The sequence below is a fragment of the Shewanella sp. Arc9-LZ genome, from assembly GCF_010092445.1.
Lineage (GTDB): Bacteria > Pseudomonadota > Gammaproteobacteria > Enterobacterales > Shewanellaceae > Shewanella.
In genome coordinates, this window is sequence record NZ_CP048031.1 from 1852365 (window position 1) to 1864538 (window position 12174).

The following is a 12174-nucleotide window of genomic DNA, read 5'->3' on the forward strand; positions in this document are numbered from 1 at the left end:
TTAGTTGTCGTAAGGTTAATTCATGTCGGTAAAGTATATCGCAACATCTAAGTTACCCACTCCTTGGGGTGTTTTTGCTATGCACGGTTTTGAAGAAACCGCGACAGGTAAAGAACACGTTGCTTTGACATTTGGTCAACTGGATCCCACAGAGCCCATGTTAGGTCGTATTCATTCTGAATGTTTGACCGGTGATGCATTATTTAGTTTACGTTGTGATTGTGGTTTTCAATTACAAGCAGCAATGCAGAGTATTGCTGAACAAGGGCAGGGGTTTCTTCTGTACTTGCGCCAGGAAGGCCGTGGTATTGGGTTGCTTAATAAAATAAGAGCTTACGAGCTGCAAGATGCTGGTGCCAATACGGTTGAAGCGAATGAGCGTTTAGGCTTTGAAGCTGATATGCGTAAATACGACATGGTTTTGCCGATGTTAACGCAAATTGGCGTGACTAAAGTAAAGTTGATGACCAATAACCCGCGTAAAGTGATGGCGATGCAAAATATGGGTATCGAAGTCGCAGAACGTATTCCGTTACAAGTGGGAAAGAATCGCTATAACGAATCATACTTAAAGACCAAATCAACAGAGTTGGGCCATATGATGTCGGAATACCATTTCCACGATGAATAGTCTGCAACAATAATAGTCTAAATGATGATGAAACAAAGGCAGAACTTACCGCTTATTGAATCATCATTGTTTGATTACCTGCGTTTTATAGATGTAACCTTCCGCTTATCTTTGATGATATTGCTTATTGTTTGTAGCAGTATGAGTCATGCTGCTGAATTAACGCCGACTACACCACCAGAGCTGATCACTGAACCTGACGCGTCTCATTATGCATTTGCCAATTACCTAGGCAGCGGTGTGTATCGAACTTCTGGCCAAAGCGCTGCTGTCGCCAATATTCCTATGGGATTTGTGCTTGACTCAACAGATGACTATTTATTGAAGTTACGCTTTACTGCATCATTTGGTTTTTTTGATTACTCCTTTAATGACCTACCTCAAGGCAGCATTCCTAACAATGTCGGCACAATTACTCTAACCCCTGGGCTTGAATATCACTGGCTGGTGGACGACACGTTAACGCTTGAGAGCTATGTTGATTTAGGCTATGGACATAATTTTTCAACTTACAGTCATGTGGGTATTTTTTCCACTGGCGTTTCTGCACTCTATAAACTTGATGCGCCTTTGTTTACCCCTATTTGGGTAAATCGGATTTATTATGCAGGTTACCAAAGTAATCAAAACGACAGCACAGAAGGCTATTCGGTTTTTAAAACAGGTGTAGATTTTGGGGTTAATTATGATTGGCAGTGGCAAGATGTCCGGGTTGAACCGAGATTGTTTATTGCCGGACACTGGTATTTCGATAAACTAAAATTTGTTACCCCAGTTGGGAAAGATGTTCTAACCTCATACACCTATGAAATAGGCGCAACGCTAGCATTCTCTAAACCTATCAACTTGAGTGCGATAGGCTTAGACAGTGTCGAAATTGAACATTTTGGATTAAGTTATCAAGTCGGTGGTGGGCTTAAAGTGTGGCGCTTAATTTTTGAATTTCCGCTATAAGCCCTACCAATGTGAATAGGTGAATACATTAATTTGAGCTAGTTCCCCAAATATTGGCATTCACAGGTTCTGTCGATGCAGTCTCTGAGCTAGCTTTAGTAGAAACGACTTTATTTACTGCAGGTTTAGCCGCATTGGCTTTGGCTGGCCGAGATTTAGCGGAAAATGATCCACGGCTATCTTCTTTAGGCGGCGGTAATGGCAGCTTGTTTGCTTTACGATATAAGTATTCAACTTTGTCACGAGCCCAAGGCGTTTTACGTAAAAACTTCAAGGTTGATTTTACACTCGGGTTATCTTTGAAACACTGAATGTTTATCCTAGATGCGAGCTCTTCCCAGCCGTACTTTTCAACGAGTGAAGTCACGATAGTTTCTAGTTTTATGCCGTGAAGCGGATTGTTTGCTTGTGTCATGAGCCGTGCGAGCTAATTAAGTTTGGCAATATTATACCCACATTGTTGCCAAAGTGATATCAACACAAGAACGGCAGCCGAAGCTGCCGTTTATTGATGATATTAACCTCTATAGCTCGTTGACTAGTTCAACTTTGTCATCTTCGTCAGTGTCAATATCCCCTTTGCCTTTGGTTTTAATAATAATCATTGTCGCAATGATTGCGGTAGTGACTAAACCTGCAATGGTTGACACCGTCATCGGTAGACCTGCACCTAATGTTGATGAGTTCAACATAAAGCTAATCACAACACAGGTCATGAACATAGCCGGTACAGTACAAATCCAATGGAATTTATTGTAGCGCAGCAAGTAAGCTGAAGCGGTCCATAACATTAATACAGCAGTAGTTTGGTTTGCGACACCAAAGTAGCGCCAGATAATACCAAAGTCGACTTGAGTCAATACGGCACCGACGACAAATAATGGTAGTGCTAGCATTAAACGCTTCGGTAACTCAATTTGCTTGATGTTAAAGAACTCTGCCAAAATTAATCTCGCTGAACGAAATGCGGTATCGCCAGAGGTGATAGGCAATACAATGACACCTAAGATAGCCAAGAAGCCACCAAATGTACCCAATAGCCCATTAGATGCTTCGTATACAACATTTGCTGGGTTACCAGCCATACCGACATTCAATCCTTCAACACCACCAAAGAATGATAATGCAATTGCACACCAAATTAATGCAATAACACCTTCACCAATCATGGCGCCAAAAAATACAAAGCGGCCGTTTGATTCATTTTCAACGCAGCGCGCCATTAAAGGTGATTGTGTTGCATGGAATCCCGATACTGCACCACATGCAATCGTGATGAACAAGGCTGGCCATAATGGCATGTCATTTGGGTTTAAGTTGCTAAAGAAGTCACCCATTTCAAAACCAGGTAACATGGTATGTTCGGTTGATAATGCTAACGCTATAATCAGTCCGAGTGACATAAAGACCAGTAATGCACCAAAGAATGGATATAAGCGACCAATAATCTTGTCGATAGGCACGATGGTAGCAATTAAATAATACACAAAAATGATACCAACAAAGATGGTGACATCTAGTCCGGTAAGTTTGCTTAGTAATCCTGCAGGAGCAGAGATAAACACCACGCCAACTAGCAACAATAAGATAATGGCAAACAAGTTCATAAAGTGTTTGGCATTTTTACCTAAATATTTACCAGCCAAGTTAGGAACTGATTGACCGTTATTGCGTACCGATAACATCCCCGAAAAATAATCGTGAACCGCACCGGCAAAAATACAACCAAATACTATCCATAGCATCGCCGCCGGGCCATAAAGGGCACCAAGGATCGGACCAAAAATTGGACCGACACCAGCAATGTTTAACAGCTGAATTAAATATACTTTCCCTTTAGACATCGGTACGAAGTCGACACCGTCTGTCTGAGTGAAAGCAGGCGTTTGTCTTTGGGTGTTAATGCCGAACACTTTTTCGACAAAAGCCCCATAAATAAAATAGCCGCCAATTAGCAGGCCTACACAAAGTAAAAACCACGTCATTTTGTTATCTCCCCATTTTTATAGTGACATCATTTTAAAACATCAAAATAGGGTATTTGGGACTAACTGAGTGACAGGTTAAAAAGGCTGAGTAAGCGGTAAATAGTCATCCTGAGCGGTGTTGGTGGTTGGGCAAATGTGGTGCATGTCACGCTTTATGTGGTGTATACCTGGTTATTGAAATCCAAGCAACTGCTTTAACTCTTTAAGATAACGACGTGACACCGGCACTTTTGCTCCGCTATGGGTGGTGACTTCTGCGCCCGTGTCGGTGATTTCAATTTCTGAAATAGCACTTGGGGCCAGTAAGTATTGTTTATGGCAACGAAATAGCGCAGTTTTTTGCTCTAATACCTTAAGGGTTAATTGGGTGTGACTGAAACCTTTATTGGAGCACACATGAATACCGCCTACATCACTGACTATAAATTCTACATCAGCGGTAGCGACAACTTTGAGTTTATTGCCACTGTAGCAGGGTAAATGGGCTAATTGCGTTGGCAGTATCTGTGTCATTAGTTGCGGCGTCATGTTGGTGCGTACTTTGTCTAAAGTTTGGTTAAAGCGTTTTTCATCGATGGGTTTAAGTAAGTAGTCAAATGCATTGTTATCAAATGCTTTGATCGCATATTCATCAAATGCGGTAATAAATACTGCTCGTGGCATTTTTTCAGGATTAAGCATGGCGATTAACTCCATGCCATTTATCCGTGGCATTTGAATATCAACAAAAATCAGATCGGGCTTTAACAGGTTAATTTGTTGTAGTGCTTCAATGGCATTACTACACTGTCCAAGGACTTTGATATCAGGATGTTTGTCGAGTAAATCTGCCACTTCTTGGCGGGCGAAGGGTTCATCATCAATGATTAAGCACGAGATCATTGGTCAATTTCCTTTAACGGTAAACGCACACTAACGCGGGTGAATACATCGGGTTCACACTCAACTTCAATACCGTATTGGCTGCCAAATAAATTTTGAATTCGTTTGTGGACTAAGTTCATGCCTAAACCATCTGTGTTTTTAGAGGGTTGATATAAACCGGCATTATCGGTCACGTTGAGCAATAAGTCATCGCCGTCTAAAGTGGCTTTAACATCAATAACACCAGCATCAAGCATCCGCGACGTACCGTGTTTAACTGCATTTTCAATCAAAGGCTGTAAGGTAAATGCAGGCATTTTTTGGTGATGATAAATCATAGCAATATCTATGTTGACGTGCAGTTTGTCGATAAAACGGGCGCGTTCAATGGCTAGGTAAGCGTCTATGTGCTCAAGTTCATCAGCCATTGTCACAAGTCCAGTCGTTCGGGTTAAGTTGATGCGTAAAAATTGCGATAACTGCTGCAATAATTGTTTAGACATTTGCGGGTCACGCTTAATAATTGCACTGATTGTATTGAGTGCATTAAATAAAAAGTGTGGATTAACTTGAGCTTGTAGCAATTTTATCTCTGCTTGCATCAATAAGTTTTGTTGTTGTTCAAAGCGGCCATAAAGAATTTGGTTAGACAGTAACCTGGCAATACCTTCGCCTAAAGTACGATTAATGTTTAAAAACAATTTGTTTTTAGGCTCGTATAATTTAATGGTGCCAATGACTTCGTCGTTACTGCGCAGCGGAATAACTAGGCTTGAGCCTAAACTGCAATTGGGCGATATAGAACAGGAATAAGTGGTATCGACACCATCAGCAAACATCACACTATTTTGTGCGATGGCTTCGAGAGTGATTTTTGAGGAAATAGGCGTATTAGGTATATGGTGATCGGCACCAAGCCCAATAAATGCCAGTAATTTAGTGGTGTCGGTAATGGCGACTGCGCCGACTTGGGTTTCTTCTATTACTATCTGGGCGACTTTTTGGCTCGACTCTAAATCAAACCCTTTAGACAGTAAGCCGACACTGCGCTCAGCTATTTTGAGTGCTTTAGTCGAAAAGCTGGAAGAAAGTTTATCAAACATGGCCTTTTGGTCGCGAACAATACTCATAAACATCGCCGCGCCTAATGAGTTAATCAGTAGCATTGGCGGGGCGATGAGTTTGACTAATTCCCAGGCTTGGTCAAAGGGTTTTGCGATTAATACAATTATCGACATCTGCATTATTTCAGCCATAAACGTCACACCAAATACCACAATTGGCTGATAAACCATTTCTGATTTACCGGCTTTTTTGAAGTAATAACTGATCATACCCGCGGATAAGCCTTCTAAGGTGGTGGATATGGCGCAAGCAATATCAGTGAATCCACCCATTGAATAACGGTGTAATCCACCTGTTAACCCAACCAGTAGACCAGTGACTGGTCCACCTAATAATCCGCCCAACACAGCGCCCATAGCACGAGTATTGGCGATGGCTCCAGATGTTTGCTCACCAAAGTAAGTCGCCATAATGCAAAAGCTGGAGAACACCAGATAGATAAAAATTTTGTGCGGTAATCTTTTTGATGTTTCTGCGAAAAGTTTAAACAATGGCGTTTTACTGACTAAGTAAACGATAACTAAGTAAACACACATTTGCTGTGTTAGCAGTATTATTAACGACATATATTCTCTTTGGATTAATTAAACGCAGTCAAATTGTGGTGGATATATTATTGACTCTTGTGAGCGTGTATTAACAGGTTAGTCAAGTCTAGTTCTCAGCATCTGGTTTTCAAAATGTGAGTGTAATATAAAACCATACTATTTCAATTTCAGTCTATTGTTAAAAAGCTATCAACAGTAATAATAGGTTATCAACTAAGGTTGTTTTAGAACCGGGATATTGTATTTCGATGCATCGCTGAACTATCACGTTTTGTCACGACTAATGAGTCGACCATGATGAGTCGACCATGATGAGTTGTCTAAACATATCATTGCTCACAATCGATAATACGCTATAACTTGGGTATTTGGTGCATCACAGGACCGCATCTATGCCAGTATATTCTGAAGATATTAACCAAAAACTGTTGCTGTTAACGTGATGTTTTACGCAATAAATCAGATTGTTTCACACTACTTTGCTGATAAAACTCATCAATGAGTATTCTGAGAATTTTGGATTTGGCAACTTTGCTGGTTTTGGCTATCTCATCCAATTGTGAAATGCTTTTTTCGGTCAGTGTGAAAGTGGCATGACGATAAATTTTAGTGCTTTTTTTATCGAGCCCTTTTAAGAACTCTTGAGTTGTTGAAGTGATATCGGGTTGACCATGCGATGCCCCAAGACCTAACGCATAATTATTAGCATCTTCGATAAAGTCGTCTACAGATACCTTTACTCGGGTATCTTTGGGTTTCTTGCGCTTAAGATCAGTTAAACTCATAACTATTTTCTGGTGGAATGGCAAAAAGCTCATCGGCAATGGCTCTAATTTCATCTGCCGCTTTACCGCTAGGATCGATTTCAAGCACTGAAGAACCGCTTTCTTCGCTGTCATCATAGATGTTACGACTAAACGTCACTGAATTGAGTGCGCGTAAACCAAAAGACTCAACCACTTCCTTAGCTTCTAAAATCCGTTTACCTTGAGATGGCAGTGCAGGGCATTGTGTTATCACAATGGCGGCAATCATTTTAGGATTGACCATTTTACAAGTACTGAGCATGTCTTCCATATGAGGTAAGGTTTTAAGATCGCGTCGCTTAGGACGAAGTGGGATAACAACATAGGTTGCGACAGACATGGCAGCTCGCATTGCTAGATTATCCTGGCCACCACAATCAACAATGACATAGTCAAACCGATCATTAAGACTCAGTAGATCATTACGGATTTTTCCATAAAGCTGAATACAATTGATGGCTTTTAGGCTGGGGTCATTATTACGAGCTTGGATCCAGTCGGATGTGGTTCGTTGCGGATCGCAGTCAACCATAAGTACATTTGCATCGTGTTTTTGGCTAATATGTACAGCAATATTTTGTGCTAAACAGCTTTTGCCACTGCCACCTTTTTCTCCACCAACCAGCAATATCATGTTGTGATCCTTGATGCTAGGCGCTTTGTAGCACCGAAAATATCGATTAGTATTTTATCTTGAGTATAGAGCAGCCATAAAGGACTGCATGAAAATAATCAATTAAATTAGCTGTAAAGCAATATGGTAACTATGAGGTGAGCATTCGGTGCAACGGCAAACTTGGCCTTTAATGGTATTTTGTTTATCGGTGTTTTCATTGAACGTTAAGGCTATCAAATCACCCACTTTAAAAGAGGTTTTAAAGTCAAATAATACCCCTTTGCGAGCAAGATCGATGCAGATACCATGGTCGACACATGATTCACCATGAGTATTAATCCAATCTAGGCGGATCCGCTCAGCTTCCATATCTACACGTAACGAACCGCGTTTTTCTTCGAATCCTGTTGGCTCTTGGCCCATCCTGTTTCTCCTTGAAATGATCCGTCTATCGGCATCTTGAACTGTTGTTTGGCGATAATTCATCATCAAGACTATAGATGCCTAATTACCGCTAGCCTTACAACATTCTATTGTTTAGCTCATTATTGTTGTCGTTAACATTCAGTGCTGAGTGTTAACGTTTTACATCGACTTATACATTTACCTTTTTATGCTGTTAGTAATTTTTAGCATAACTGCTTTGTTAAGCAAGACAAAATTATCATTATAATGCTGAGTCATCGATACTCGGTATGTTGAGTGGCAGTTAAGGTGATTAATTATCGTAGTCTTGGTTTTTAGGGTAAGGCATTTTCAACTGACCCCAACGAATCACAATTACCGTGCCAGCCAGTAAAATTGTCGACAGTGAAATGGCTAAAATACGCCAATCTTCCATGCCTTTCATGTCTAAAATCAAGTATCGAGCCAATGCAACAATTGCAATATAAAGCGGCATACGAATAGGTAATTTACCGGACTCAATATAATTAACGACCATCGCTAAAACTTCAAGATAAATAAACAGTAATAGTAAATCGGCCAGCTCGACGGTTCGAATGGCAATCATGTGGAGAATTTCTTCACCAATAGCAAATACCGTTGCCAGTGCGATAATTAATAATACTAAATGTTCGATATTTTTTAAGGATTTTAGTCCTACTTTTCGCAGTAATGGCATAGTCATCTTCATTAATAAAATCAAAACACTATTATTGACGACTTCCGCATAATTTCCCAGTGATCTGGGTCGATTTTTTGAGATAAACTGTGGTTTGCAGAATAAGTGGTTAATATACTCTCCACTCAATATCGATATAGTATGATTTACGCCGTTATGAGTCATTAGTTAGCGTTTTATCTTTACTAGGCTCAGATTAATCCTTCACGAGGCTAGAGTCATGCCATTCAATAGACATAAAAAAACCGCTAAAGCGATGCTCTAGCGGTTTGTCTAAATAAAGGTAAACGATTAACGTTTTAAACCTTCATTTAGTAGGGGACGCATAGTTTTAACTAATTGCGTGGTCACTTTTGGACTACCAGCCACAATGTTTCCTGAAACCATATAGTTGTGTCCGCCCATAAAGTCAGTAACAGTACCGCCAGCTTCACGACAAATTAAGTCGCCCGCAGCAATGTCCCACGGCTTAAGACCAATTTCAAAGAAACCATCTAAACGGCCTGCAGCGACGTAAGCTAAATCTAATGCAGCAGAACCACCACGACGGATATCAGCACATAATGGGAATACTTCACCCAAAATAGCCATATAGCTTTCAGTGTGTTGACGTGCTTTGAATGGGAAACCGGTGCCAATCATGGTGCTGCTCAAATCATTTACGTTGGTTACACGTAAACGGAAATCATTGAGCTTAGCGCCTTTGCCGCGAATCGCTGAAAATAATTCTTCACGGACAGGATCGTAAATAACGGCAACTTCAATTTTGCCTTTATATTGTAATGCGATAGATACCGCGAAGTGAGGAATACCACGAACGAAGTTGTTAGTGCCATCCAAAGGATCAACAATCCAAATGTAGTCTTTATCAGTACCACGGTTTTCACCGTTTTCTTCACCAATAATGGTGTGGTCTGGATAAGATTTACGAATTTGATATGTAATAGTTGCTTCTACTTCCTTGTCTACACTAGTCACAAAATCATTAATACCTTTACTGCTTACCTCAACACGGTCAAGTTCAGTATAGGCGCGCATAATAGTTTGGCCCGCGGCGCGAGCAGCGCGCGTGGCAATAGTCAGCATCGGATGCATTGCAATCCCCTGGATGTTAAAGAACGAGTAAAATAGCGCCCGCATTATACTTAATTTGACAGTTATATCAAATGCAGATTTTCATATAACGTAATTTTTAACGATTGTGATAATATACGGATAATATTTTTAGCTAAAAGAAAGTGCTACATGCTCAGTAATATTCGTGTTGTTTTAGTTGGTACCTCACACCCTGGTAATATTGGCTCTACTGCTAGAGCGATGAAAACCATGGGCTTATCAAATTTATATCTTGCAGAGCCAAGAACAGAGCCTGATGGGCAATCGATAGCACTAGCTGCTGGTGCGTCAGACATTCTGAAAAACCTTACGCGAGTTGATTCGTTAGAAGAAGCCATAGCCGATTGTAGTCTAGTCATTGCCACGAGTGCACGCAGCCGTACTCTTGATTGGCCGATGCTTGATCCTCGTGAAGCGGGTTTGAAACTCACTAAAGAAAGCTTAAATGGCCCAGTTGCTATTGTTTTTGGTCGAGAGAATCATGGCTTAAGTAATGAAGAGTTACAAAAATGTACTTACCATGTAGCTATTCCGGCAAACCCAGAATATAGCTCGCTAAACTTGGCTCAAGCAGTACAAATTATTTGTTATGAAACTCGAGTTGCCCATCTAGCGCAAACAGAAACACCCGCTGTAACGGATGAATATCCATTAACCTCTGAGCTAGAACGTTTCTTTGTCCATTTAGAGTCGACGTTGTCTAAAACAGGGTTTGTGATTAAGAATCATCCTGGACAAGTGATGACTAAACTTCGTCGTTTATACACTCGTGCACGTATTGAAGCACCAGAGATGAATATTCTTCGTGGTATTTTGACTTCCATTGATAAGAAAATGGATAAACAAGATTAAGCAGTAAAGGAACATACCATGGGCATCATCGATAGACTAAAAGAAGACATTGAATCGATATATCATCGAGATCCAGCCGCAAACAGTACCTTAGAGATAATATTTAATTATCCCGGTATGCACGCGATTTGGATCCACCGTATTAGTCATAAACTCTGGCTTGCCAACTGGCGCTTTACTGCGCGTTGTTTATCAACATTTTCGCGTTGGTTAACGGGTGTTGAAATTCATCCTGGCGCGACGATTGGTCGACGTTTTTTTATTGACCATGGTATGGGTGTCGTTATTGGTGAAACCGCTGAAATCGGTGATGATTGCACACTTTATCATAGCGTTACTTTGGGTGGGACCACCTGGCAGCCAGGCAAACGTCATCCTACATTAGGTAATAATGTAGTTATTGGTGCAGGGGCCAAAGTACTTGGACCTATCACTATGCATGATGGTGCACGTGTTGGCTCTAATTCTGTGGTTGTTAAAGATGTCGCAAGCGATCATACCGTCGTAGGTATTCCTGGACGTGTAGTGGCTTCGCCGACCAACCAGTCAAAAGAAAAAACTGAACGTCGCACCGAAATGGCCAAAAAGTACGGTTTTGATGCGTACGCTGTGTCACCAGACAATCCAGATCCGGTCGCTAATGCGATTGGGCAAATGCTTGACCATATGCATTTGATGGACTCTAAAGTACAAGAACTGTGTAATGCCATTCAACAAATGGGCGGTGAAGTCTGTACTAAAAAGTTGCCAGAGTTAACCGTTGATGCATTCGATGAAGCTTCTCGAGAAGCGGCCACTAATCGTAAACATGACATTGATAAGTTCGACCCGAGTATTTAATAATCCGTAAGTCATTGTAGATTCAAGTCAAAGAAATGGCCGATAATACGATTAATTTCCTTGTCGGCATTGAATCTTACAAGATAAAAAGGTTAAATACGCCCTGCGAAAACATGGACCTTTTGGTTATAAGCAATGCCATAATACCCGAGTGTTTTAGTAGGATTAATACTTGACTAAATTACTCGGGTATGTTGAAATTACTGCATACTTTTTGGGAGCAGTACAAGTTATGAAACTTACATCAAAAGGTCGCTATGCAGTGACAGCTATGCTGGATGTTGCGATTCACTCTGCTACTGGTCCTGTACCTTTAGCCGATATTTCTGAAAGACAAGGTATCTCTTTGTCTTATCTTGAACAACTCTTCGCTAAGTTACGTAAACATGGTCTAGTGTCGAGTGTCCGCGGACCCGGTGGTGGTTATCGATTAGGTTTAGAAGCCGTCGATATCTCAGTTGGCATGGTCGTGCATGCTGTTGATGAATCTGTAGATGCCACTCGTTGTCAAGGAAAAGGTAACTGCCAAAGCGGTACTCGTTGCCTAACCCATTCTTTATGGGGTGACTTAAGTAAACAAATTTCAGATTTTTTAAACAGTATTTCTCTTGCAGGTTTAATGCAAAAGCGAGATGTAAGATTTATCTCGTTAAAGCAAGATGAAATACAAAAGGAACATAGAGTGAGTTTGTAACTCAGCTATGTTGATTG

At 40.8% G+C, this 12174-nt stretch carries 14 protein-coding genes; 5 read left to right on the forward strand and 9 right to left on the reverse strand.

The window, feature by feature from the left end; translation table 11 throughout:
* The first annotated feature begins 22 nt into the window (after positions 1-22).
* Complete coding sequence (ribA, locus tag GUY17_RS07880; protein WP_101088110.1) at positions 23-631, forward strand: GTP cyclohydrolase II; 609 nt, start codon at positions 23-25, stop codon at positions 629-631.
* 21 nt (positions 632-652) lie between these two features.
* Positions 653-1585 (forward strand): hypothetical protein, encoded by a 933-nt coding sequence (locus GUY17_RS07885; protein ID WP_162022802.1) that lies wholly within the window; start codon positions 653-655, stop codon positions 1583-1585.
* Positions 1586-1613: 28 nt separating this feature from the next.
* Here GUY17_RS07885 and GUY17_RS07890 read toward each other — a convergent pair whose 3' ends face one another.
* From GUY17_RS07890 to suhB, 9 genes are all read right to left on the reverse strand, one after another.
* Complete coding sequence (locus GUY17_RS07890) at positions 1614-2000, reverse strand: VF530 family DNA-binding protein (RefSeq protein ID WP_162022803.1); 387 nt, start codon at positions 1998-2000, stop codon at positions 1614-1616.
* Between the two features lie 109 nt (positions 2001-2109).
* The gene (locus GUY17_RS07895; RefSeq protein ID WP_101088116.1) at positions 2110-3570 is read right to left on the reverse strand and encodes a carbon starvation protein A; all 1461 of its coding nucleotides are present in this window, start codon (positions 3568-3570) and stop codon (positions 2110-2112) included.
* 174 nt (positions 3571-3744) lie between these two features.
* Positions 3745-4455, reverse strand: a complete 711-nt coding sequence (gene btsR / locus GUY17_RS07900; protein WP_162022804.1) for a two-component system response regulator BtsR — start codon at positions 4453-4455, stop codon at positions 3745-3747.
* On the reverse strand, positions 4452-6128 hold the full coding sequence (locus tag GUY17_RS07905; protein WP_162022805.1) for a sensor histidine kinase: 1677 nt from the start codon (positions 6126-6128) through the stop codon (positions 4452-4454). Before GUY17_RS07905 ends, btsR begins: the two co-directional genes overlap by 4 nt.
* Positions 6129-6544: 416 nt before the next feature.
* A complete protein-coding gene (locus GUY17_RS07910; protein WP_101088122.1) occupies positions 6545-6895 on the reverse strand; it encodes a replication protein RepA in 351 nt (116 codons plus the stop codon).
* Positions 6882-7550: an AAA family ATPase gene (locus tag GUY17_RS07915; protein WP_011637885.1), complete on the reverse strand. Its 669-nt coding sequence runs from the start codon at positions 7548-7550 to the stop codon at positions 6882-6884. Before GUY17_RS07915 ends, GUY17_RS07910 begins: the two co-directional genes overlap by 14 nt.
* 102 nt (positions 7551-7652) lie before the next feature.
* On the reverse strand, positions 7653-7955 hold the full coding sequence (locus tag GUY17_RS07920; RefSeq protein ID WP_162022806.1) for a PilZ domain-containing protein: 303 nt from the start codon (positions 7953-7955) through the stop codon (positions 7653-7655).
* A 295-nt stretch (positions 7956-8250) separates the two neighbouring features.
* Positions 8251-8655, reverse strand: a complete 405-nt coding sequence (locus GUY17_RS07925; protein WP_041413049.1) for a phosphate-starvation-inducible protein PsiE — start codon at positions 8653-8655, stop codon at positions 8251-8253.
* A gap of 291 nt (positions 8656-8946) precedes the next feature.
* Positions 8947-9750: an inositol-1-monophosphatase gene (gene suhB / locus GUY17_RS07930; protein ID WP_011637882.1), complete on the reverse strand. Its 804-nt coding sequence runs from the start codon at positions 9748-9750 to the stop codon at positions 8947-8949.
* Between the two features lie 150 nt (positions 9751-9900).
* Between suhB and trmJ the strand changes: the two genes are divergently transcribed.
* The 3 genes from trmJ to iscR all read left to right on the forward strand — a co-directional run bounded on the left by trmJ (position 9901) and on the right by iscR (position 12157).
* Entirely contained in the window at positions 9901-10623 is a 723-nt protein-coding gene (trmJ, locus tag GUY17_RS07935) for a tRNA (cytosine(32)/uridine(32)-2'-O)-methyltransferase TrmJ (RefSeq protein WP_101088126.1), read from the forward strand.
* An 18-nt stretch (positions 10624-10641) separates the two neighbouring features.
* Positions 10642-11463: a serine O-acetyltransferase gene (gene cysE / locus GUY17_RS07940; RefSeq protein WP_162022807.1), complete on the forward strand. Its 822-nt coding sequence runs from the start codon at positions 10642-10644 to the stop codon at positions 11461-11463.
* Positions 11464-11695: 232 nt separating this feature from the next.
* A complete protein-coding gene (gene iscR / locus GUY17_RS07945) occupies positions 11696-12157 on the forward strand; it encodes a Fe-S cluster assembly transcriptional regulator IscR (protein ID WP_101088228.1) in 462 nt (153 codons plus the stop codon).
* Positions 12158-12174: the final 17 nt, after the last annotated feature.

Bases quoted from the DNA above. Each gene is read 5' to 3' on its own strand.
- ribA (WP_101088110.1), top strand. From the start codon at position 23: ATGTCGGTAAAGTATATCGCAACATCTAAGTTACCCACTCCTTGGGGT.
- GUY17_RS07885 (WP_162022802.1), top strand. From the start codon at position 653: ATGATGATGAAACAAAGGCAGAACTTACCGCTTATTGAATCATCATTG.
- GUY17_RS07890 (WP_162022803.1), bottom strand. From the start codon at position 2,000: ATGACACAAGCAAACAATCCGCTTCACGGCATAAAACTAGAAACTATC.
- GUY17_RS07895 (WP_101088116.1), bottom strand. From the start codon at position 3,570: ATGACGTGGTTTTTACTTTGTGTAGGCCTGCTAATTGGCGGCTATTTT.
- btsR (WP_162022804.1), bottom strand. From the start codon at position 4,455: ATGATCTCGTGCTTAATCATTGATGATGAACCCTTCGCCCGCCAAGAA.
- GUY17_RS07905 (WP_162022805.1), bottom strand. From the start codon at position 6,128: ATGTCGTTAATAATACTGCTAACACAGCAAATGTGTGTTTACTTAGTT.
- GUY17_RS07910 (WP_101088122.1), bottom strand. From the start codon at position 6,895: ATGAGTTTAACTGATCTTAAGCGCAAGAAACCCAAAGATACCCGAGTA.
- GUY17_RS07915 (WP_011637885.1), bottom strand. From the start codon at position 7,550: ATGATATTGCTGGTTGGTGGAGAAAAAGGTGGCAGTGGCAAAAGCTGT.
- GUY17_RS07920 (WP_162022806.1), bottom strand. From the start codon at position 7,955: ATGGGCCAAGAGCCAACAGGATTCGAAGAAAAACGCGGTTCGTTACGT.
- GUY17_RS07925 (WP_041413049.1), bottom strand. From the start codon at position 8,655: ATGCCATTACTGCGAAAAGTAGGACTAAAATCCTTAAAAAATATCGAA.
- suhB (WP_011637882.1), bottom strand. From the start codon at position 9,750: ATGCATCCGATGCTGACTATTGCCACGCGCGCTGCTCGCGCCGCGGGC.
- trmJ (WP_101088126.1), top strand. From the start codon at position 9,901: ATGCTCAGTAATATTCGTGTTGTTTTAGTTGGTACCTCACACCCTGGT.
- cysE (WP_162022807.1), top strand. From the start codon at position 10,642: ATGGGCATCATCGATAGACTAAAAGAAGACATTGAATCGATATATCAT.
- iscR (WP_101088228.1), top strand. From the start codon at position 11,696: ATGAAACTTACATCAAAAGGTCGCTATGCAGTGACAGCTATGCTGGAT.